At 58.7% G+C, this 20,606-nt stretch carries 20 protein-coding genes and 1 tRNA gene; 16 read left to right on the top strand and 5 right to left on the bottom strand.

Annotation, left to right across the window (positions count from 1 at the left end; genetic code table 11):
* Positions 1 to 2: 2 nt before the first annotated feature.
* The 7 genes from ACQY6Y_RS00670 to ACQY6Y_RS00640 all read left to right on the top strand — a co-directional run bounded on the left by ACQY6Y_RS00670 (position 3) and on the right by ACQY6Y_RS00640 (position 6,711).
* On the top strand, positions 3 to 1,019 hold the full coding sequence (locus tag ACQY6Y_RS00670; RefSeq protein WP_428378384.1) for a hypothetical protein: 1,017 nt from the start codon (positions 3 to 5) through the stop codon (positions 1,017 to 1,019).
* On the top strand, positions 1,016 to 1,402 hold the full coding sequence (locus ACQY6Y_RS00665) for a hypothetical protein (RefSeq protein ID WP_428378383.1): 387 nt from the start codon (positions 1,016 to 1,018) through the stop codon (positions 1,400 to 1,402). Before ACQY6Y_RS00670 ends, ACQY6Y_RS00665 begins: the two co-directional genes overlap by 4 nt.
* A complete protein-coding gene (locus ACQY6Y_RS00660) occupies positions 1,403 to 1,732 on the top strand; it encodes a putative minor capsid protein (protein ID WP_428378382.1) in 330 nt (109 codons plus the stop codon). It abuts the gene before it with no gap.
* 525 nt (positions 1,733 to 2,257) lie between these two features.
* A complete protein-coding gene (locus ACQY6Y_RS00655; protein WP_428378381.1) occupies positions 2,258 to 2,488 on the top strand; it encodes a phage distal tail protein in 231 nt (76 codons plus the stop codon).
* Positions 2,488 to 3,660: a phage tail spike protein gene (locus ACQY6Y_RS00650; RefSeq protein WP_428378380.1), complete on the top strand. Its 1,173-nt coding sequence runs from the start codon at positions 2,488 to 2,490 to the stop codon at positions 3,658 to 3,660. The genes ACQY6Y_RS00655 and ACQY6Y_RS00650 overlap by 1 nt, the downstream gene beginning before the upstream one ends.
* Before the next feature lies 1 nt (position 3,661).
* Complete coding sequence (locus ACQY6Y_RS00645) at positions 3,662 to 5,332, top strand: collagen-like protein (protein ID WP_428378379.1); 1,671 nt, start codon at positions 3,662 to 3,664, stop codon at positions 5,330 to 5,332.
* Positions 5,332 to 6,711 carry a hypothetical protein gene (locus tag ACQY6Y_RS00640; protein WP_428378378.1) on the top strand — a complete coding sequence of 460 codons (1,380 nt, stop codon included), beginning with the start codon at positions 5,332 to 5,334 and terminating at the stop codon, positions 6,709 to 6,711. The genes ACQY6Y_RS00645 and ACQY6Y_RS00640 overlap by 1 nt, the downstream gene beginning before the upstream one ends.
* A 118-nt stretch (positions 6,712 to 6,829) precedes the next feature.
* Here ACQY6Y_RS00640 and ACQY6Y_RS00635 read toward each other — a convergent pair whose 3' ends face one another.
* Positions 6,830 to 7,120, bottom strand: a complete 291-nt coding sequence (locus ACQY6Y_RS00635) for a hypothetical protein (RefSeq protein WP_428378377.1) — start codon at positions 7,118 to 7,120, stop codon at positions 6,830 to 6,832.
* Complete coding sequence (locus ACQY6Y_RS00630; RefSeq protein WP_428378376.1) at positions 7,107 to 9,032, bottom strand: hypothetical protein; 1,926 nt, start codon at positions 9,030 to 9,032, stop codon at positions 7,107 to 7,109. The genes ACQY6Y_RS00635 and ACQY6Y_RS00630 overlap by 14 nt, the downstream gene beginning before the upstream one ends.
* A gap of 194 nt (positions 9,033 to 9,226) precedes the next feature.
* On the opposite strand from ACQY6Y_RS00630, the gene ACQY6Y_RS00625 reads away from it, so the two are divergent.
* From ACQY6Y_RS00625 to ACQY6Y_RS00610, 4 genes are read left to right on the top strand one after another with little or no spacing between them, the layout of a single operon-like run.
* The gene (locus ACQY6Y_RS00625; protein WP_411331386.1) at positions 9,227 to 9,442 is read left to right on the top strand and encodes a hypothetical protein; all 216 of its coding nucleotides are present in this window, start codon (positions 9,227 to 9,229) and stop codon (positions 9,440 to 9,442) included.
* Complete coding sequence (locus ACQY6Y_RS00620; RefSeq protein ID WP_428378375.1) at positions 9,439 to 9,666, top strand: hypothetical protein; 228 nt, start codon at positions 9,439 to 9,441, stop codon at positions 9,664 to 9,666. The genes ACQY6Y_RS00625 and ACQY6Y_RS00620 overlap by 4 nt, the downstream gene beginning before the upstream one ends.
* Positions 9,659 to 9,802 carry a hypothetical protein gene (locus ACQY6Y_RS00615; protein ID WP_428378374.1) on the top strand — a complete coding sequence of 48 codons (144 nt, stop codon included), beginning with the start codon at positions 9,659 to 9,661 and terminating at the stop codon, positions 9,800 to 9,802. Before ACQY6Y_RS00620 ends, ACQY6Y_RS00615 begins: the two co-directional genes overlap by 8 nt.
* Positions 9,792 to 10,421, top strand: coding sequence for an N-acetylmuramoyl-L-alanine amidase (locus tag ACQY6Y_RS00610; protein ID WP_428378373.1), 630 nt, complete (start codon positions 9,792 to 9,794; stop codon positions 10,419 to 10,421). The genes ACQY6Y_RS00615 and ACQY6Y_RS00610 overlap by 11 nt, the downstream gene beginning before the upstream one ends.
* Positions 10,422 to 10,603: 182 nt before the next feature.
* Here ACQY6Y_RS00610 and ACQY6Y_RS00605 read toward each other — a convergent pair whose 3' ends face one another.
* Positions 10,604 to 10,921: a hypothetical protein gene (locus ACQY6Y_RS00605; protein WP_428378372.1), complete on the bottom strand. Its 318-nt coding sequence runs from the start codon at positions 10,919 to 10,921 to the stop codon at positions 10,604 to 10,606.
* Between the two features lie 214 nt (positions 10,922 to 11,135).
* Here ACQY6Y_RS00605 and carB point away from each other — a divergent pair, with 214 nt between their 5' ends.
* The 5 genes from carB to clpX all read left to right on the top strand — a co-directional run bounded on the left by carB (position 11,136) and on the right by clpX (position 17,669).
* Positions 11,136 to 13,958, top strand: coding sequence for a carbamoyl-phosphate synthase large subunit (gene carB, locus ACQY6Y_RS00600; protein ID WP_428378371.1), 2,823 nt, complete (start codon positions 11,136 to 11,138; stop codon positions 13,956 to 13,958).
* 124 nt (positions 13,959 to 14,082) lie between these two features.
* Positions 14,083 to 14,168, top strand: a tRNA-Leu gene (locus tag ACQY6Y_RS00595).
* A gap of 72 nt (positions 14,169 to 14,240) precedes the next feature.
* The gene (tig, locus tag ACQY6Y_RS00590; RefSeq protein WP_428378370.1) at positions 14,241 to 15,587 is read left to right on the top strand and encodes a trigger factor; all 1,347 of its coding nucleotides are present in this window, start codon (positions 14,241 to 14,243) and stop codon (positions 15,585 to 15,587) included.
* 121 nt (positions 15,588 to 15,708) lie between these two features.
* Positions 15,709 to 16,329, top strand: coding sequence for an ATP-dependent Clp protease proteolytic subunit (locus ACQY6Y_RS00585; protein ID WP_428378369.1), 621 nt, complete (start codon positions 15,709 to 15,711; stop codon positions 16,327 to 16,329).
* Between the two features lie 14 nt (positions 16,330 to 16,343).
* Entirely contained in the window at positions 16,344 to 17,669 is a 1,326-nt protein-coding gene (gene clpX / locus ACQY6Y_RS00580) for an ATP-dependent Clp protease ATP-binding subunit ClpX (protein WP_428378368.1), read from the top strand.
* Between the two features lie 117 nt (positions 17,670 to 17,786).
* Here the strand turns inward: clpX and ACQY6Y_RS00575 are convergent, their stop codons facing one another.
* Complete coding sequence (locus ACQY6Y_RS00575; RefSeq protein WP_428378367.1) at positions 17,787 to 19,085, bottom strand: class II D-tagatose-bisphosphate aldolase non-catalytic subunit; 1,299 nt, start codon at positions 19,083 to 19,085, stop codon at positions 17,787 to 17,789.
* A gap of 55 nt (positions 19,086 to 19,140) precedes the next feature.
* Positions 19,141 to 20,604 carry an ROK family protein gene (locus ACQY6Y_RS00570; protein ID WP_428378366.1) on the bottom strand — a complete coding sequence of 488 codons (1,464 nt, stop codon included), beginning with the start codon at positions 20,602 to 20,604 and terminating at the stop codon, positions 19,141 to 19,143.
* Between the last annotated feature and the right edge of the window lie 2 nt (positions 20,605 to 20,606).

Genomic DNA, 20,606 nt, shown 5'->3' with positions numbered 1-20,606 from the left:
ACATGGCGAACTCCATCGCATCCACCAAGAACTACACGAGCATCCTGGACGAGGTCTACAAGAGGGCCGCGTGCTCGACGTGCCTGAACTCGCCGCGCCGCATGGCGCGCGCGGGGCGCAACGCCAAGGAGATCATGGTCCCGAAGATCGAGGTGACGGGGCTCGGCGACTACACGCGCAACGTGGGGTACAAGACGGGGTCGATCACCTACGAGTTCGAGACCAAGACGTTCAACTACGACCGGGGCATCAAGCTGCTCGCGGACGTCATGGACGTGGAGGAGGCGGGCGTGCTCGACTGCTTCGTGGCGGCGGGCTCCGAGCTGCAGCGCACGCAGGTGGCGCCGGAGGCCGACGCCTTCACCTTCTCCGAGATCGCGGGGCACGCGGGCGTGACGCCCCAGACGGAGGACTTCGCGGACGCCGAGGCCGAGGACGTGCTGGCGAGTCTGCGCGCCGCGACGAACGCGATGGACGAGGCGGAGGTGACGACGGGCTCGCGCATCCTCTTCATCACGCCGACCTTGAAGGGCGTGCTGGACGACTTCTCGCTCGCGAACCCAGCGCGAAGCAACCGCGTGCTCGAGCGCTTCAGCCGCGTCGTTGAGGTGCCGCAGACGCGCTTCTACAGCGCGATCGCGCTGAACTCGGGCGACGCCGACCAGTTCGGGTACGCGCGCGCCGCGGGGACCTACCAGCTCACCGAGGACACCTCCGTGGTCTCGGGCAAGACCTACTACACGAAGAGCGGCGAGCAGTACACGCCCGTCTCGAGCCCGGCCTCGGGCAGCCTCTCGAGCTACTACGAGCTCGTGGGCGCGGGCGCGCCGATCAACTTCATGGTGGTGGAGCGCTCGGCGGTGATCAAGTTCGACAAGCACGTGGCGAGCCGCGTGTTCAGCCCGGACGAGCTGGAGAACCTGGACAGCTACATGATGAAGTACCGCAAGTACGGCATCGTGGAGCTGCTGGACAACAAGCTGGACGGCGTGCACGTCTCCTGCGCGCCGCTGGCGTGAGCGAGGGGCTGACGGGCGCGGCCGGCTGCGGCCCCGCGCCCGTCTCCTATGAGTTCTACCAGGACGGCTACGGCGGGGCGCTCGCCGCCGAGGCGTTCGCGGAGGCGCTGCCGGCGGCGATGCGGTGCGTGGGCGCGCTCACGGGGGCGCGCGAGGCCCGCGAGGAGTGGGGCGGGGGCGTCGCCGACGCGTGGCGGCGTGCGGTGTGCGCCGCTGCCGACGCATTCGCCGAGTACGGCGAGGGGCGCGTGGGCGGCTTCTCGATAGGGTCCTTCTCGGTGACGAACTACCGCGACGAGGGCACGACCGGCTCGGAGGTGGCGCGGGGGGCCGCGCTCGCCGAGCTCGCGGGGACGGGCCTCTGCTTCTCGGGGGTGAGGTAGGTGCGCTACCTGAGGCCCATCCCGAAGCGCCTTCTGCCCGACGACATGATCGTGCATCTCGAGGGCGAGGGCGGCGGACGCGGAGAGAGCCGGCTCGTGCGGCACGTGAGGTTCGAGCGCGCCGAGGAGGTCGTCGCGGACGCGCACCGCTCGGCCGACGCGGGGCACGGCACCGTCTACGTGGATGCGGTAAACAGCGAGGGCGCCTTCGAGGTGCCCGCCGGCTCGCGCGTGCTCGTGGGCGCCGGGCCATCGATGCTGGTCAGGGCGTGCAGGCGGTGCTGCGTGGTGCGCGGCCAGGTGCACCACTGGGAGCTGGAGGTGGTCTGATGTCCCTCTTCGACCCGCTCGGCGCGTACGTGCCGGGCGACTGGGACTCCGAGGGCGGCGGGGTCGCCGACGTCGTGGCCACGCTGCTGAGGGCGCTGGGGTACGCGAACGTGTTCTGCTCGCCGCGGTCGCTCGCGGTGCCGGGGCGGCCGGGCGCGGCGCTGCTGGGCTGCGAGCTGCCGCCGAGGGTGCTTAGGGTGCGGCTGTTCCTCGACGCGGGCGCGTCGATGACGCCCGAGGAGCGCTCCGAGGTCCGGCACGCGCTGTACGGGTGGCTCGTGGCGCCCTCGGGCGCCGAGCTCGAGCTGCCCGGGGAGCCGGGGCTCTCCTGGCGCGACGCGGTGGTGACGGACGCCTCCGACTGGGACTCGCTCTTCGAGGACGGCAGCTGCGAGCTGGCGTTCACGTGCTTCGACCCGGTGGCCTTACGGGGAGGGGAGGTCGAGCGCGGCGGGCACGCTGACGGTCGGCGGCACGTGGGCGACGTGGCCGGTCGTGACGCTGACGGCGCTCGCGGGTCCCTCGGTGAGGGTGGCCGACGGTCTGGGGCGCTACGTGCTCGTGGAGCGCGAGTTCGCCGCCGGGGACGAGGTCCTTCTCGACTTCCGGCGCGAGGCCGTGACGGTGGAGGGAGAGGACGCCTCCGCCGACGTGGCCGTGGAGAGCACGTTCTTCTCGCTTGTTCCCGGGGAGCACACGCTGACGTTCACGGGCTGTTCCGCGCACACGGTGGCGTGGACGGAGAGGTGGCTCTGATGGTGCCGACGCTCTACCTCTTCGACCGGTTCGACGGGCGTCTGGGGATCCTTCCCGCCGTGGGCGCGGTGACGCACACCGAGGAGCTGGGCGGCGAGGACACGATCAAGTTCGACTGCCTGGCCGCGCCCGAGAAGGGCGAGCGGCTGCTGTGGCGCGACCCGACGGACGGCGTCTGGCGCGAGCACGTGGTGGTGCGCACCGACGAGCCGATGGGTTCTCCGGCGCACGTGTACGCCGAGTCCTCGCTCTGCGAGCTCCTGGGCGACTTCGTGGAGGAGGCGCAGCTCGTTGCCAAGACCGGCGCCGAGGCGCTGGCGGCGGCGCTCGCGCCCACGCGCTGGGCCGTGGGCGACGTGGGCGTGGGCGACGCCGAGCGCGGCTGCCTGCTCTACCACGTGAACGCGCTTGCGGCGCTCCGGCGCGTCGAGGAGGTCTGGGGCGGTGAGGCCGAGACCGTGATCTCCGTGGCGGGCGGCCGCGTGACCGCGCGGACGGTGAGGCTGCCCGCGCGGCGCGGAGCGTGGCGCGGGGCGCGCTTCAGCTATGGCAAGACGCTCGCGGCGTGCACGCGCACGGTGCTCGAGGACGAGGTCTTCACGGCGCTCTACGGCTACGGGAAGGGCCTCCCCATCTACGACGAGCAGGGTGTGGCCACGGGCGGCTACACGAGGCGGCTCACGTTCGGCTCGATCAACGGCGGTGCTAACTGGGTGGGCGACGAGTCCGCGCGCCTGACGTGGGGGCGGCCGGACGGGTCCGGCGGCAAGGCCCACCGCTTCGGGCACGTGGTGTTCCCCGAGTGCGAGGACCCCTACGAGCTGCGCAACCTCACGCGCGCGGCGCTCGCCTCGGCGCGCGAGCCGCGCGTCTCCTACGAGGTGGACGTCGCCGCCGTCAAGGGCGGCTCGGGCGTGCGGCTGGGCGACGACGTTGCGGTCATCGACTCGTCACGGACGCCCGAGTGGCACCTGCGGGCGCGCTGCGTGCGGCGCGTGCGCGAGCTCGGCGAGGGCGCGCCCTCGGTGCGGCTCACGCTGGGGACGGTCGAGCGAACGACGTGGGCGGCCTCTGCCGACGTGGCCGCGCGCGTGACGGCGGTCGAGGAGACGGCGGCGACCGCATCCGACACGGTGGCGTCCTACGAGGACCTGGGGAGCGAGGAGTTCTGACATGGCTGACGACACCTTCGCGCTCGCGGGCGACGGCCTGCGGGCGGTGACGTGGGACAAGTGCGACGCGCCGCTCGGGGGCTGCTTCCTGGCGTCGCCCGCCGACGCCGAGGGGCGCGGGATCGCGCTCACGGTGACGCGCGGCGGCGAGGCGGTCAACCTCACCGGCGCGGGCGTCTACCTGCTGTGGCGGCACCGCGAGCGGCGCGTGCGCGGCTGCGAGCCCTTCGAGGCGCTGGACGCATCGACCGGACGCTTCCGGGTGTTCTGGCCCGCCGCCATGGCGTGCGCCGAGGGCACGGTCGACGCGCAGGTGATGGTCTCGCGCGACGGCGAGGCGATCTCCTCGCTGCCGTTCACCGTGCGCGTCGTCGCGGCGCTCGGCGGCGGCGAGGGCGGCGGCTCCGACGGCTACTCGATGTTCCTCGAGGCAATCGAGAAGTACGAGAACGCCGACGCCCTCATCTCCGAGGCGGTGTCCAAGGCGCAGGAGGCGGTGGCGACAGCCCAGGGCGCTGTGGCCACGGCCGAGCAGGCGGTCGAGGCTGCCCAGGGCGCCTCCGGCGCGGTCGCCGCCGCGAACGCCGCCGCTGCCGCAGCGAATCAGGCGAAGGACGAGCTGCTGGCGGCGGCCGAGCGAGGGGACTTCGACGGTGCGGACGGGCTCCCCGGGGCCGACGGCGAGGACGGCGCCCCCGGCGCGGACGGTCGGGACGGCACCGACGGCGCGCCCGGCAGGGACGGCGAGGACGGCGTGAGCCCCACGGCGAGGGTCGATCAGACCGGGGCGGGAGCGGTGGTGACCATCACGGACGCCGCTGGCACCACCACGGCGACGCTTACGTACGGGCCCAAGGGCGACAAGGGGGACGACGGCGAGAAAGGAGACAGGGGCGACCCGTTCCTGTATTCGGACTTCACGCCCGACCAGCTGGAGGCGCTGAGGGGGCCGCAGGGCGTCCAGGGCCCGCCCGGCCCGCAGGGCGACCCCGGCGAGGCGTTCGCCTACGAGGACTTCACCGCCGAACAGCTCGAGGCGCTGCGCGGCCCCAAGGGAGACAAGATGACGCTCGACGACCTCACCGATGAGGAGGTCGAGTCCCTGCGCGGAGAGAAGGGCGACAAGGGAGACCCCTTCCTCTACACCGACTTCACCCCCGAGCAGCTGGCCTCCCTCAAGGGTGCGAAGGGCGATCCGGGAGAGGACGGGGCAGACGGCGTGAGCGTCACGCACTCGTGGGCGGGCACGGTGCTCACCGTGACGAGCGCGAGCGGCACGAGCTCGGCCGACCTCAGGGGCGAGCGGGGCGAGAAGGGAGACCCCTTCACCTACGCGGACTTCTCGGCCGAGCAGCTCGAGGCCCTGCGCGGGCCCCAGGGCGTCCAGGGGCCTCCGGGCGCAGGCGGTGAGAACGGCCTGAGCGGCTACGTGGCAAGCGCGGGCGCCACGGTAGACGGCACCCAGGGCACGCCCTCGGTCTCCGTGGTTCTAGGCGGCACGCTCCTCGAGCGCAGGCTCGACTTCCACTTCTCCGGCCTCAAGGGCGAGAAGGGCGACCCGGGCGACGACGGCGCGCCCGGGTCGACGCCCGACCTCTCGGCATACGCGACCAAGGAGTACGTGGCGCAGCAGATCGCCGCGCTCGACGACCTGAGCGAGGTGGAGTTCTGATGGCTGTGGGGACGATACAGAAGGGCGTGCTCACCGACATCGCCAACGCGATCCGCGCCCAGAACGGGAGCACGGAGACCTACCTTCCCTCCGAGATGGCGGCGGCTGTGCTGGCGCTCGACGGCACGAGGGCGGGGGCGCCCTACCAGGCGCCCGCGACGTCGGGCGCGGGCGTGATCTCGGGCTCCGTCTTCGACGGCATCGCCGACGCGATCCGCGCGCAGAACGGGCTCACGGAGACCTACAGGCCGGCGGAGATGGCGCCGGCGATCCTGGCGCTCACGTGGGACGCAGGCGTGAAGATCCGGGCGCTCCTGCTCGCGGACGGCACGCTCGAGTTCAACTACCGCGACGGGCGCTCATCCGATATGCCGGGGGCCGCCATCCTCAAGGCGTGGGAGGTCGACCCGGCGGGCTACCCCTCGGCGGGCGCGAGACCGTGGGATGACGACAAGCTCTCCGTCACGCGGGCAGTGTTCGACAGCGATTTCTCCGAGGGCGGGCTCTCGAGCGCGGCCTACTTCTTCCACGGCTTCGAGAACCTCGTGGAGGTGGAGGGCTTCGAGGAGCTGTCCGACGTGACCAACATGAACCAGATGTTCGTGAGCTGCGCCTCGCTGGAGACGATCTGGGCGGACGTGTTCATGGGGAGCGTGACCTCCGGCTCCCTCATGTTCAGCGGCTGCAGGAGGCTCGTCGGGGGCGAGGGGTACGTGCCCGAGCAGATGGACGACCACGACGAGCTGAACTTCGGCGAGTCCGGCGTGCTGACCGCCCCTGGCTACGACAACCGCGAGTGGTTCCGATGCTTCCTCTACGACGACGGGGAGCTCGTGCTGACGGCGGCCACCGAGCCCGAGGCGGGGCGGGGGCTCGTGTCCTCCGGGCACCTGTGCGCGAACGCGCGCTACAACTCCGTCGGCTACCAGCCCTGGTACGACCACCGGCACGACGTGGAGACGGTGACGATCGCCGCCGACATGGCCGCTTACGACCACGTGAACACGAACTACTGGCTCTACGGGCACCAGGCCATCACCGAGGTGAGCGGCATGGGAAACCTCCGCGGCGTGCGCGAGATGCAGCACACCTTCAACAGCTGCACGGGACTCACGGAGATCGACCTCTCGGGGCTCGACCCGTCCTCGCTCGAGGATCTCGCCTACACCTTCGGCGGGTGCGGGTCGCTCGTTACGATCTGGGCGGACGCCGACTGGGCGCTGCCGACGTCCGGCGTCTCCGGCTTCCAGACGTTCTACCAGTGCACCTCGCTCGTAGGAGGGGCGGGAACGACCTACGCAAGTTCGCGCGCGGGCTACCAGTACATGCGCATCGACGGCGTGGGCGGTGCCGGGTATCTCACGGCGAAGGGCTCATAAAGGGCACCCCTCCGGCGCGTGCGGCGCCTGCGCCGCATGTGCCGGAGGGGTGGGCGCGCCGCCGGAGGGAGCTCGGGACGGGCCCGACGTGCGGGCGGCGCGAGGGGCGGGACGTTACTCAGTCCTCGGGAGCCTCATTATCGGGGTTTGCAGCTAGCTTCTTTTCGAGCGAGCTCACAAACTCGGCTTTCCATTCAAGATAGTGTTCGGTTGGGTTCTTTTCTCTTCTGGCGAGGGCTTCTCCGCTCTCCCTATATGCGTCCTCTTCCCCATACCTTATGGCGTCCCTCATCTTGTATGCCAAGTCGTTGCAATCGGAGCATAGGTTGATCTGGCCCGATTTGGTCTCTATTGCCGCGAAAGACTGGAACGGGCCCCTTCTTTTTCCGCAGCAGTCACACCTCATCATCTTCTGTCACTTCCTCCAGAATCCTTACCGCTTCTTCTGCGATCTTTCTTTCGTCGCTTTTGGAGATCTTTCTTCTCTTTTTCGTTATCGCCTCTGCCTTTACTTCGAGGTACTCGCCAATGCAACGTGATTGATCCGTGCTTCCCATTAGGCCTTGGAGCAGCTTTTTTATGCCTTCTTCGTCTTTGTTCAGAAGGCCTATCAGGTCCTCGGTTTCTCTCTCGTTCAGGAGGTTTTCCATCGCGCAGTTTGCTACGACAGCGTTGAACATGCGAAGCGCAATCGTTCCGTCGTCTTCCCTGAGCTTCTTTCCGACCGTGGATACCACCAACCCCGCCGCGGTACCCCCAATCAGACCTCCGACCATTCCGACTGCCGCACCAACCTTCTTGTCAATCTTCTCTCCGCCGATCTTTCCTAACGCCGCGCCCGCCGCTGCGCTGCCTCCGATTGTGCCCAGCACCGATGCAAACTGGGTCGTGAGGTTCAGGGCGTATTGCGCTCCGGAAACACGCCCCCTCGCGAGCCTATACGTGTCCGGTATAGAGAACGCTACGAACATCACCCCTTCTACGATGACATTCGTGCCCACGAACTTAGCGAAGCTCTTCTGCGCCGCGCTTCCGTATATCGCCCTCTTTCCAGCGAGGGCCCTCATTGAGTTCACGAATCCCTGGGTTGCCTTTGGCCCCAGCCTTTTCCCAATCGTTTCTGCCGCACCCGAGAACACGTTGGCTATTCCAGTGCGCGCAATCTGGGACGCCGCGACGTTGCCAAGGACGGATATGCCGTAGACCCGGACCCCCGCCCCAAGCGCCTCAAGCGCCGCATCTCTCGCGTCCTCTCCTCTCCACATCGCCTGGGCGAAGGCAATCGCTGAGGTGATTCCTATCCCGGGAAGGAAGGTAATCGCTCCCGTTGTGAGGTCGAACGTGAGCGAGTCTATGTTTCCCGCACGCGCAAGGTTCCTGACTTGCTGATACGTGTACCTTCCCTGTCGGACAATCTTGCCGGCGTCCTTGGGATTCGTAACCCCTGGGACCTCGCCCCTCTCGATGTGCCTCTCCATGCTCTTCAGCGCGTCGGCGTACTGGTCGAAGGGGACCTCTATCTTCATGGGTTTGCCATTCAGGTCGAGGTATCTGAACTCCCTGGCCCCCGTTGAGGGATTGGTTTCGAAGCAGGCGGAAATCGAGTGGGAGGCATCGGAGTAATACTTGCACTGAACGGGCTTGGCATTGACGATCTTGTCAGGCCCGTTTTTCGCGTTGTCCCTGCCCACGACGGTGGAGCGCTCGCCGTTGATCCTGTCTAGGAGGGCGCCGCCCTCCTCCGCATAGATTCCGTGGCCGGTTTTGGTCTGGTCGGCTCCGTATGCCGCGTTGAACATCACCGGCTCCACACCATAGGTGCCGAACGCGCCGAAGCTCGACTGCTCTACGAGACTATCTACTGCGGCGCGGAGGGCGTCCTCCGCGAGCTCGATTCCCTTGAATGCCTCGTAGAGCTCTGGGACGTCGAAATGCGCCACAACCTCTCCGGATGATACGAAGACGCAGTCTTTCGCGTCTTTTTCGCTATCAGCCTTATCGAATTTGATGAGGTCGGGAGTGTAGAGCTCCCAGGGGATGATGTAGTAGGGAGCAATCGGCTTCTCTCTTTTGAGACGGCCCTTTTTGCCTTCTTCCTCCTGCTTCTGGTGGCAATCCTCAATCCCGCCCTTAACGATCAGAGCTTCCTCGGTGATAACGACGCCCTTCGGATCCGCTCCGAAACGCTCAATGGATGCCCATAGAATCGTGAAGTCATTGGGGACAGGAATCTTCTTCCTTACCTTCTTGACGTTCTTTTCCGATAGAGCCGTCGGGGATGCGGGGAGCTTCCGGATGGCATCTCTTATCATCGCGTCCATTTTGCCTCCGATCTACAAGGCATATTTTATTTCATGGATTGCTCTCCTTTGTTGAGCCAAATCTTGTGAGTTGTTCTGTGAAGCGACGGAAGGTGACGCTTCGCAACATATCCGCAGCTAGACATGCCCGTTTGTGACCGCATCGGACACTTCTCCCAGAGGGCGGGGCGTCCCCGTCCGGGGAGGAGGCGCGCATGGAGTCGGTCGTCGCGGCGCTCGTGACGGGGGTGCTCACCCTCGCCGGGGTGCTCGTGTCCAACTCGCGCAGCCGCGCGGTCATGGAGGTCAAGATCGACAACCTGACGCGGCAGGTCGAGAGGCACAACTGCCTCATCGAGCGCACCTACGCCCTGGAGCAGGACGTCGCCGTCGTGAAGGCGGAGATCGACAACCTGAGGAAGGGGCAATGATGGAGGCTTTCCTGACATCCAACGAGTGGCCGTGGCGCCTGGCGCGAACCATCGTGCAGGGCGTGCTCGGCGTGGTCGTGGCGAATGTGGACATGCTCGTGGGCTGCGCGGTGCTGGAGCCCGAGTGGCGAGCGATCGTGGTGGCGCTCGTGATGGCCGTGCTGTCGCCCGTGATGGCGGAGCTCGGCGCGGCGCTGCCGTCGGGCGGTGGTTGCGATGAGTGACGAGCGCGAGTTCGCGAGCGAGGAGGAGCGCTGGGAGGCGCTGCGCGGCGAGGGCGTCGAGGCGGCCGCGCCGGACGGCTGGGAGCCCGGCGAGGGCGAGGACGGCGGCTTCGAGGAGGTGCCCGATGGCGTGTAGCATCCTCTTCAAGCAGTGCGGCTCTGACCACATGACGCGCGGGCGCTCCCGCGCGATCGACCGCATCGTGGTCCACTTCACGGCGACGCTCGCCTCCGCGCGCAACAACGCGACGTACTTCGCCCGGAACGAGGGCCAGGGCGCGAGCGCGCACTACTTCGTCGACGACATCACGCCCGAGATCTACCAGAGCGTGGCCGAGGGCGACACCGCCTGGCACGCCGGCGACTGGCAGATGAACTGCCGCGCGATCGGCATCGAGGTCGTGTCGGCCGGCGAGGACTTCAGCGCGACCGAGGTCGAGAAGCTGGGCTGGCTCGTGAGGAAGCTCATGGCCAAGTACGGCATCGGCGCCTCCGGGGTCATCCGCCACTACGACGTGACGGGCAAGCTCTGCCCCGCGCCCTACGTGGCGGCGTCCAAGTGGGCGGCGCTGAAGGCGGCGATCACGGGCGGAGGGGCGTCCGGCGGGACGACTGCAGGCGCCCCGGAGGGAACGGTCGCGGAGCTCGCGCGGCGCGTCATCCGCGGCGACTACGGCATCGGGGCCGAGCGCAAGCGCCGCCTGGGGTCGCTCTACGGCGCCGTGCAGGCGCGCGTGAACGAGATCCTGTCGTGACGCGCGAGGACGCTGCCTGGGGCGTGGCCACGGCGCTCGCCGTGCTGCTGTGCCTGGGTGTGCTGCCCTTCGTTCCGCTGCTCTGGGTGGCCGGGAGGCTCGATCCGTAGCGTTCCGTCGCTTCACTAAGGAGTACACAAGGAGAGGCCCTCGTCCCTTCGTCGGGGCGAGGGCCTCCGTCGCTACTGCCTCCGGTGCGGGCCGTCGGAGAGCGTCGGGAAGTCTCGGTGCCTGGGGCCGTCCACGAGCACCTCGTACCACCACTCCCTGCTCCTCGGGCCGTCCGCCGCGAGGTCGTCGATCAGGCGGGCCTGGATGACCTCGTCGAGCTCCGCGAACTCGTCGCGCATCGCGTTCTCGATGGCGGTGGAGCTCTCGATCATGTCGCGCAGGATCTGCTTTTTCTCCTCGAGGGTGAAGCTCTCGGGCGAGATGTCCATGAGCTCCGCCATGAAGTAGGCGTGGTCCTCGGCTTCCTCGAGTGCCTTCCAGTCGGTCATATCTGTGCTCCATTTCTCTCATGTAGTGAGTTTTCCCCTTATCTGGGGTGGTACGAATTGCGGTACGAATAAACCCGCTCGAAGCGTTTCAAGCCGTTGCGGAGTGTTATTCGGACTTCAATACGACACCTATAACTACCTGCGAGAATGTTGCATTCTGTTACCCGTTGTTCCGAACTGGGGTGCGCCTCCAAATTAGCTCTCAGCCAATGCCATGCGCGATATTGGTCTTGAGGTAGCTCGCTCCCGTGTTGCGCATACTATTGACGAGTGTGAGTGCGTGGCTTCTGAGATTGGCTATCCCGTTGTGCTGCGGCCTGCTTTTACCCTTGGTGGATCCGGTGGAGGTATTGCACGCACACACGAAGAGCTTATCGCCATCGCCGAGCAAGGGTTGGCTCTTTCACCCGTCTCAGAAGTTCTTGTCGAGCAAAGCTTGGAGGGCTGGAAAGAGATTGAGATGGAGGTAATGCGCGACAGCGCTGGTAACGGTGTTGTGGTGTGCTCCATCGAAAATCTCGATCCCATGGGTGTTCATACGGGCGATTCCATTACGGTGGCACCCGTGCAAACCCTTACAGATACCGAGCTCCAGCGCCTTCGCAACTACTCGCTTGCCATTCTTGAGCGGGTTGGTGTTGCCTGTGGAGGCTCAAACGTTCAATTTGCGGTTAATCCACAGGATGGGCGCGTCATAGTTATCGAAATGAACCCGCGTGTGAGCCGTTCTTCTGCACTTGCTTCTAAAGCAACGGGCTTTCCGATTGCTAAGATCGCTGCCTTACTTGCGGTGGGCTACACCCTTGATGAGATTGAAAATGACATTACGGGAGAAACTCCTGCCTGTTTTGAACCTTCGCTGGATTATTGCGTCGTAAAGATCCCTCGATTTGCTTTTGAGAAATTCCAGGGCGCGGATGAAACCCTCACAACGCGCATGAAGTCTGTCGGCGAGGTTATGGCCATTGGTGCCACCTTTGAAGAAGCACTCCAGAAAGCTCTGCGCTCACTTGAGGAGGGCTTTGATGGTCTTGGATATGCTGGCGATAAGTTTTGCATGGCCGAACTCGATATAGAAACGTTTACACGTCGCGTGGCTACTCCTACACCAGAAAGAATCTTCTATGTCGCTGAAGCGCTAAGGCGTGGTTGGACTGTTGAGCAGCTGTACGAGCTTACTCACATCGATCCTTGGTTTTTGCATCGCATTGCCGATATTGTGACAGCTGAGGGTGCTATTGCAGGACTTGGTTTGGTGGGCCTGAAAAGTGAGCACATGTTGGCGGCAAAACAGCTTGGTTTTTCAGATGCTCAAATCGCTCGCTTAACCGGTCGCACAGAAGATGTTGTTCGAGCTGTCCGAGAAATACTTGGCGTACGGCCCTGCGTGAGGACGGTGGATACCTGTGCGGGTGAGTTTAGTGCTACGACGAGTTACTACTATCTCTCTTATGTGCCACAAGCAGCAAGCGAGCAGAAGGAAGCGTCTCGCCCGCGTGTCATGATTCTCTCAGCAGGTCCAAACCGCATAGGACAGGGTATCGAATTCGACTATTGCTGTGTTCATGCTGCCTATGCACTAAAAGAGCGTGGCTTTGAAACGGTTATGGTGAACTGCAATCCAGAAACCGTCTCGACCGATTATGATACGAGCGACCGTCTCTATTTCCAGCCGCTTACCTTTGAAGACGTGTTAGATGTTGTGGCACTTGAGCGCCCGGTAGGCGTTATTGTGACGCTGGGCGGTCAAACCCCTATTAACCTAGCGCGGAGACTTGCTGAGGCGGGTGTTCCTCTCATGGGAACGCAGCCTGATGCGATTGATCTTGCGGAAGACCGTGATAGCTTTGCCGAGCTTCTCGATACGCTGAATATAGTCTACCCGCCTTCAGCCGTTGCAAAAACGCTGGATGAATCTCATGAAGCAGCGCGTAAGGTGGGCTATCCGCTTCTGGTGAGACCGAGCTACGTATTGGGTGGACGCGGCATGGCTATTGTATATAACGATTCGGATCTTGATCGTTATATGTCGGCTGCAACACGTGTTTCTCCTGAGCGCCCTGTGTATTTGGATGCTTTTTTGGAAGACGCAATAGAGCTTGATGTGGACGCACTCTGCGATGGAAAGCGATGCTACGTTGCTTCAGTCTTGGAGCATATTGAGGAGTGCGGCATTCATTCGGGCGACTCAGCTTGTTGCTATCCGCCTTTCTCACTTTCAGATGCATTGGTAGAAAAGGTGCGTGAGCTTACCCACAAGCTTGCACTCGCAGTGGGTGTGGTGGGTCTTCTCAATATTCAATATGCCGTTAAGGATGAGCAGATCTTTGTTATTGAAATGAATCCCCGAGCAAGTCGTACGGTTCCGTTCTCGTCAAAGGCTACCGGTATTTCCTTGGCAAAAATGGCTGCGCGCCTTATGGTAGGCGAGATGCTTGACGATTTGAATTTGCCTGAAGAATGCGTGTGGCGTGGGTATTATGCCGTTAAAGAAGCAGTTATGCCCTGGGCCCGATTCCCGGGGGCCGACAATGTGTTGGGTCCTGAAATGAAGTCGACGGGTGAAGTGATGGGCATTGCGCCAAATTTCCCAGAGGCATATGCAAAAACGCGTCAGGCTATTGAATATGAAATGCCAGGATCGGGCAGTGTCTTTATTTCAGTGTGTGATCGCGATAAACGCTCGGTTGGTCCTGTTGGCCTGATGCTCTCAGCTTTGGGATACGACATCATGGCAACAAAAGGTACGGCAAAAACGCTGCGCGCCGCCGGAATTTCTTGTCGTGTTATTCAGCCTATTTCATCGGGGCATCCCAATGTCGTTGATGAAATGGAAGCTGGGAATGTGGCATTCATCATAAATACGCCGCACGGTCATTCGTCACGCGGAGATGGTTTTATTATGCGCAATGAGGCGGTGAACCGAGGAATTTGCCTGGTAACAGCACTTTCGGCAACAACAGCGCTCGTGCAAGCACTCGCTGCTTTAAAAGCTGGCGCAGAGCTTGCTCCAGTAGCCTTACAAGATTTAGACTAGGCAATTGTGGAGTTTGGATTGGACGAAAAGCCCATTCCTCATGCCGAGCGCGTGAATTGCTAGAGTTTCACGCGGGTATACTCTCAGTGTTTGCTACTATAAGAAGGCTCTGCATGCGCTAAACGCGGGCGTGGCGGAATTGGTAGACGCGCTGGATTTAGGTTCCAGTGGGTACTCCCCGTGAAGGTTCAAATCCTTTCGCCCGCACCATGCGCACAAGGCACAAACGTATACGCGTAGCAATCCTTGCTGCGCCGAGCACGAGAACACACTGGAGGAACGTTGAAGATCACCGTCACCGCCGATAAGCCTCAGGACAACCAGCTTGTTGCGAAGCTCACCGTTGATAGCGCCGATGTAGATCGCGCTATTAAGCATGCCTACTCTGACATTGCTCAGAAGTATCGCTTCCAGGGCTTCCGTAAGGGTCATGCTCCTCGTCCCATGATTGATGCAGTTATGGGTCGCGACGCTGTGTTGGCACAGGCTACCAATGAGCTTCTTAACGATGCTGAGCCGCTTCTGCTTGAAGAGCTCGATATTGTTCCGGTTGGAGAGGTGAGCTTTGGCGACGAGCCTGCACTCGTTGTTGAGGGCTCTGATTATGAGACCGAAGTTACCCTTCCGGTCCGTCCGGCTTGCGAGCTTGATTCTTACGATGCTCCTGCCATTGAAATGCCTCCTGCAGAGGCTACCGAGGCTGAAATTGCTGAGCAGCTCGATCAGCTCATGAGCTATCGCACCACCTATGAAGACATTGAAGAGGATCGTCCTGCCGCTGCCGGAGATATTGTCTCTGTAGATGTTGAGAGCATTGAGGGCGGCGAGGGCCTTGCCGGCAAGAATCGTCTCCTTTCACTTGATGGACATGGCCTTCCTAAAGACTTTGAAGAGGCTGTCGTGGGCATGTCCAAGGGTGAGACCAAGGATGTAAGCTGGACCTCCGGTGAAGGCGACAACGCCACCAACATTACTGTCAAGGTAACCCTGAATGCTATTAAGCAGGCTGTTACTCCCGAGCTTACTGATGAGGTAGCAAAAGAGAGCTTTGGCTACGATACGGTTGATGAGCTTCGCGAGGCCATGAAGAACGAGATTGAAAACGATAAGCGCACTTCGCTCCCAGGTCTCAAGGAAGATCGTCTGGTAACTGCTCTTGCTGAGCACCTCACGCTTGAAGAGGTTCCCGAGAACTATGTTGAGCAGGTCTTTAATGAGACTGCTCAGAACTTCCTGTCCCAGCTGCAGGCTCAGGGCCTGACCCTTGATACCTTCCTGCAGATGCGTGGCATTCAGCCGCAGGACTTCATTAACGATCTCCGCGAGCAGTCCGCTGAGCGTGCCCGTCAGTCTCTGGCACTCGATGCTCTTGCCGAGCACCTGGGCTTTGAGGCAACCGAGGATGACGTCAAGGCTGAGTTCGAGAAGTCCGGTGCAGAGAATCCAGAGGATTTGATGAAGCAGTGGCGTGATGCTGGTCGTCTTCCTGCCGTCCGTGAGTCGGTAAAGCGCACCAAGGCACTGAACTGGCTTGTTGACAATGCCGCTGTAACCGAGGTTGATGAGGTTGCTCGTCGTCGTGCTGAGCGCGAAGAGGCTTCTGAATCTACGGAGGAGTCCGGCGAATAAAGAAGGTGGAACAACACCTTTTATGCCAAGCTTCTCTGTTATGAAGTAGTACTGCTGGATAGATGGCCCGGGCCCCGTCATGCGGGAGCCCGGGCGCTGTATAAACAACAAGGGAGCTTATATGCATAACCCAACAAACATTCCGCTTATTCCGTACGTGGTTGAACAAACACCACGTGGAGAGCGTAGCTATGACATTTATTCTCGTCTGCTTAACGATCGCATTGTTTTTCTCGGTGAAGAAGTTACACGTGATTCGGCTAACCTGGTAATTGCTCAGTTGCTGCATCTCGAGAGTCAAGATCCTGATAAAGACATCTCGCTTTACATCGACTCTCCCGGTGGTGACGTGTATGCCGGCTTGGGTATTCTCGATACGATGAATTTTATTAAGCCGGATGTTTCTACCATTTGTGTTGGTATGGCTGCTTCTATGGCGGCAGTACTGCTTGCTGCTGGTGCAAAGGGTAAGCGCCTTGCGTTGCCGAACTCCATGATTCTTATTCATCAGCCTTCTAGTGGAGCACAGGGTCAGCAGACCGATATCCAAATTGTGGCCGATGAGACCAAGTGGATTCGTCAGCATCTGAACGAGATTCTTGCTGACTGCACAGGACAGAGCGTTGAGCAGATCAATGCGGATACCGAGCGCGATCACTATATGCGTGCCTTAGAAGCACGTGATTACGGTCTGGTCGATCGTGTGATCACCTCTCGTACCGAAGACGTCGTCTCTGAATAGAGTAGGAGGACTACATGGCCGACTATGGCTCCAACGGACATGACGATGAGGTGCGATGCTCGTTCTGCGGGAAAAGTCGCGATCAGGTAAGCAAGCTGGTACAAGGGCCTGATGGCGTTTTTATCTGTGATGAATGTGTGCGGGCATGCAACGATATTATCTTTGGCCCCATGCTCGACGAGCAGCCTGAAGCAGCTCTCGAAGAGGTTGCTCAAGAACAAGAGCCACCCATTAAATATCTTCCTACGCCCCATGAGATATATGACGAGCTTTCTCAATATGTTATGGGTCAAGAGGATGCAAAGCGCGCCATGAGTGTGGCGGTTTATAACCACTATCGTCGTGTGCTTGCTGGTGCTGACGAGACTTCATCCGATTCTGAAGATGAAGAGGTGGAGCTTGCTAAAAGCAATATTTTGCTCTTAGGTCCTACGGGCACGGGTAAGACATTGCTTGCACAGACACTCGCTCGCTTCCTGGAAGTTCCTTTTGCGATTGCCGATGCTACAACCCTTACCGAGGCTGGTTATGTAGGCGAGGATGTTGAGAATATCCTGCTTAAGCTTATTACCGCTGCTGATGGTGATGTGCGCCGTGCTGAGGTAGGAATTGTTTATATCGACGAGATCGATAAGATTGCGCGCAAGGCGGAGAATCTTTCGATAACTCGTGATGTATCTGGCGAAGGTGTACAGCAGGCACTTCTCAAGATTCTGGAAGGAACTGAGGCAAGCGTTCCACCTCAGGGTGGCCGTAAACATCCGCAACAGGAGCTTATCCATATCAATACAACGAATATCTTGTTCATCTGCGGCGGCGCTTTTGTCGGACTGGATAAGATTATCGCAGAGCGTATTGGTAAGAAGGGGGTAGGCTTTAACGCAGAGCTCGCAGAGCGCGTTGAGGATTCTACCGATGAGCTGATGGCTGCGGTTACGCCGATGGATCTGCACAAGTTTGGCATGATTCCCGAATTTGTCGGCCGTATTCCAGTTATTTGCTCTACGCGTGAGCTGAGAGAAGATGACCTCGTTCAGATTCTTACACAGCCAAAGAACGCTATTGTGAAGCAGTATCGTCGTATGTTTGAGCTTGAAGATGTTGATCTCGAATTCGAGCCAGATGCGCTGGTAGAGATTGCACGCCTGGCTTTGAAGCGCGGAACTGGTGCGCGTGGTTTGCGTGCTATTTGCGAAGCAACGCTTCAGGATACGATGTTTGATCTGCCGAGTGATGACGCTGTTACGCGCGTGATAGTTACTCCTGCGGCTGTAGATGGCGAAGAGGAGCCCCAACGAATTATTGGGTCAAAGCCTCGTCATGCAGCGCACAGACGATAAACATTGCGTAGATAGCATTGGTAAGAAAAGCGCCTGTCACTTGTGTGGCAGGCGCTTATGTATGAGAGTTTGAAAGACAGATTTCTTATAAAAATGAATTGAGTACTAGCAGTTCTGTCAATTGATTACATTATTGATACGGGTAGTAATACCTTCGAGGCAGTATGCTTCAACATACTGTTGCAAAGATCGTTTAATACGATTTATAACAAAACGTTTTCCGTTGATGCCAACCTTACTTAAATTTGAATATAGGCGTGTTATCTCTCTTCTTACTTCATCGTCATTAAAGACGTAATGTCCCGAAGTTGCTAAAACTTGCTTTGACAACTGTTTGTTAGCTAATACTTCTTCATTGGTTAATAACGAATCATTTCCTATTGTCCATTTGCGCCAACGCCCAGTTTCAAGAGCTTTAATAAGGAGTGTATGGATTAAATTACTTTTTTCGGTTGGAGCAATTAGCTGGTCTTTGATGAGCTTTTCTTCAAATTTGCATAGAGAAATATAGGCTTTGGTTTCTTCAGTTCCATACATTGGGGCTACATTTGAAGCTAGAACATGTGAAGGTATATGCTCCATTAATACTATATCGTCAAGATAGTCTCCGTTATGTTCTTTTAGTCCCACTCCATATTGACGCGCTAATTTTGACAGCTCTGAAGCAGCCTTAAAATCAAAGTGTCCTACTTGTTTTGCCTGACGAATGAGTGTTCCTGTTTGTCCAACAATAAATGTTGGCATAGGTAGTTGACGTCTATCCAACTCAATAGCAAGTTGATCAATAAAAGTTTGATACTTCTCAGGTGAAGTTAATCCTCCATTTGTTTCTTCAGTTCCCACCTCATAGCCAATTTCAGGTAATCCACGTTTTCTACGTTCTGTTTCGCACCACTCGATTAAATCGACCGTTCTGTGAAGGACAATATCTAAAGGAATTTCTTTTCCAACCTGATAAGGATCTTTTGTTGGGTCAATCATAAGTAAATCAAAGCCCGCAATCATATCGGCAAGATATGATTGACGAGCTAACGCCATAGCCTCATCTTCTGATAGATGCATGTTTCTCTCTGCATCTCTTTGCCAAGGGCCACCATGATCGCGACAAAGATAATAAATTCCGTTAAATCCGGTAGATGTTGCTATTTGACAAATATCTTGTGCAAATTGCTGCTGATTCCAATTATTTACATAGCCACCACCGAGTTCATCTAAGTCAACTTGATTGCGTGAAGCTATAAACATAAGAGGAAAATCTAGGTCACGGCCTAGCTCAAAAGAGGCTTGAAGAAGATTTGATGACATCGGGCCTATGCCTAGTAAAGTCCCTGATTCTCCTATGTCTTGAAGCTTTAAAAGCGCTTTTACAACTTTCTTAATAGAGGGTTTGTTATTAGTCATAGCTGAATCACCCATATCAGTTCATAAGTTTAATTGCATGACAGGTGCTCATAGCAAAATGAGGTGACATTTATTCAAATAAAATTGAGAAAGGTAGTTTTCCGCGATAGTAGGTTTCCGTTTGCAGTGTTTGCATAAATGATGATTCGAACCAGTGACGAGCTCTAACAAACTCGCCTTGAATTCTGACGCGCTGAGGATCCATAAGAACGCATTCAATAGCTACAGCTTTTCCAAGATAATGTCCCGCCTTAGCTAATGTTGCCTGAGCTTTCTCATCATTACTATCTGCGGCAGCTATTAGATCTGATAGCGTTGAATTTGCGGAAACGGAGGTTCCGCCTGTTTCTTTCCAGTGTCTAATCATTCCACGAGTTGAAATTGCTTCACCGAGTGTAAGAGTGGAAGAATCGTCCACTATAAGTCCTGCTAGATCTCCTCCATGCCCATGGATTCCATGGTGTTTTTGCCCTCTGATTGTGAGAAAAGAACTAACAGTAGAATTTATGCTTACTACAAGTTCATCATTTTTTTCTATTTGTGGGTTAGGAGCAGGATCGCATAAACCTAAACCTCGAAGAGCAAGTGCGGCAGCACCCAGAAATGCTCCTAAGTAACCTAACATAGTTGGCTCTATGGGGATTGGATCTATTGCGTACAACGGATTACAGCGACGTAATGTAGTGAGTAATTGATATCGATACCTTTCGAATACCATTGATAATCCGCCGCCAACAATTACTCGTCCAGGATCAAGTAGGCTTAATGCTGAAGCTAAACCTCTACCAAGCCAGTATCCTTGTTTAGAAAAGGTCGTTAATGCTGCTTGTTCTCCTGCTGCTGCTTTTTCCGATATATAGAGACCACCGGTGATATTACCTTCTGAATCAGTTTCATTACCTCCTGCTTCGACATATGTTTGATGAAAACCTCTGCCAGAAGCATATGTTTCCAAGACTCCAGAACAATCTGTTTCAGAATCCCTTCCATTTTCTTGCATTACAAAGAGACCAAGTTCGCCAGCATGGCCGAAAGCCCCTCCATAGGGCAGTCCATCAATGTAAATACTTCCACCGATACCGTTGCTTACCGTCATATAAAGAAAATCATCGCTAGCGCCGCCTGCGCCATAAAGACGTTCTGCCAGAGCGCATGCTTTGCAGTCATTATCAGCATATACAGGGATGCCAATACGTTTTGACATTTGTTCGGAGATTGGATAATTATGAGCACCCATAAAATCTGATTCAACCCAAATGCCATCATTAGTATTTACGAAGCCAGGAAGTGTCATACCTGCAGCAATAGTGCGAGAAGCCCATTCAGGATAGATTGCCTTTAGTTGATCTATGCGACTGCAAATTTCCTCAACAACAATTGTTGGCGTCCTTGAATCGGACTCCCATGTATATCTTTTTTGGCATAAAATCGTGCCGTTGGTTTCAACATATCCAATTACAAATTTTGATCCACCAACATCAATTGCAAGAATGATGCATGAGTCATCATTTTTGCATTTATAGCTCACCGACATGT

The sequence above is a fragment of the Olsenella sp. Marseille-QA0557 genome (assembly GCF_965119725.1).
Taxonomy (GTDB): Bacteria; Actinomycetota; Coriobacteriia; order Coriobacteriales; family Atopobiaceae; genus Coprovicinus; species Coprovicinus avistercoris.
The sequence above is the reverse complement of the archived record's forward strand: the minus strand, read 5'-3'. Positions and strand labels throughout refer to the sequence as shown.

Excerpts from the sequence above, each read along its gene's own strand:
- carB (WP_428378371.1), top strand. The coding sequence starts at position 11,136 with ATGCGCGATATTGGTCTTGAGGTAGCTCGCTCCCGTGTTGCGCATACT.
- ACQY6Y_RS00615 (WP_428378374.1), top strand. The coding sequence starts at position 9,659 with ATGAGTGACGAGCGCGAGTTCGCGAGCGAGGAGGAGCGCTGGGAGGCG.
- clpX (WP_428378368.1), top strand. The coding sequence starts at position 16,344 with ATGGCCGACTATGGCTCCAACGGACATGACGATGAGGTGCGATGCTCG.
- ACQY6Y_RS00575 (WP_428378367.1), bottom strand. The coding sequence starts at position 19,085 with ATGGGTGATTCAGCTATGACTAATAACAAACCCTCTATTAAGAAAGTT.
- ACQY6Y_RS00670 (WP_428378384.1), top strand. The coding sequence starts at position 3 with ATGGCGAACTCCATCGCATCCACCAAGAACTACACGAGCATCCTGGAC.
- ACQY6Y_RS00635 (WP_428378377.1), bottom strand. The coding sequence starts at position 7,120 with ATGATGAGGTGTGACTGCTGCGGAAAAAGAAGGGGCCCGTTCCAGTCT.
- ACQY6Y_RS00585 (WP_428378369.1), top strand. The coding sequence starts at position 15,709 with ATGCATAACCCAACAAACATTCCGCTTATTCCGTACGTGGTTGAACAA.
- ACQY6Y_RS00625 (WP_411331386.1), top strand. The coding sequence starts at position 9,227 with ATGGAGTCGGTCGTCGCGGCGCTCGTGACGGGGGTGCTCACCCTCGCC.
- ACQY6Y_RS00620 (WP_428378375.1), top strand. The coding sequence starts at position 9,439 with ATGATGGAGGCTTTCCTGACATCCAACGAGTGGCCGTGGCGCCTGGCG.
- ACQY6Y_RS00640 (WP_428378378.1), top strand. The coding sequence starts at position 5,332 with ATGGCTGTGGGGACGATACAGAAGGGCGTGCTCACCGACATCGCCAAC.
- ACQY6Y_RS00605 (WP_428378372.1), bottom strand. The coding sequence starts at position 10,921 with ATGACCGACTGGAAGGCACTCGAGGAAGCCGAGGACCACGCCTACTTC.
- ACQY6Y_RS00630 (WP_428378376.1), bottom strand. The coding sequence starts at position 9,032 with ATGGACGCGATGATAAGAGATGCCATCCGGAAGCTCCCCGCATCCCCG.
- ACQY6Y_RS00610 (WP_428378373.1), top strand. The coding sequence starts at position 9,792 with ATGGCGTGTAGCATCCTCTTCAAGCAGTGCGGCTCTGACCACATGACG.
- ACQY6Y_RS00645 (WP_428378379.1), top strand. The coding sequence starts at position 3,662 with ATGGCTGACGACACCTTCGCGCTCGCGGGCGACGGCCTGCGGGCGGTG.
- ACQY6Y_RS00650 (WP_428378380.1), top strand. The coding sequence starts at position 2,488 with ATGGTGCCGACGCTCTACCTCTTCGACCGGTTCGACGGGCGTCTGGGG.
- ACQY6Y_RS00570 (WP_428378366.1), bottom strand. The coding sequence starts at position 20,604 with ATGTCGGTGAGCTATAAATGCAAAAATGATGACTCATGCATCATTCTT.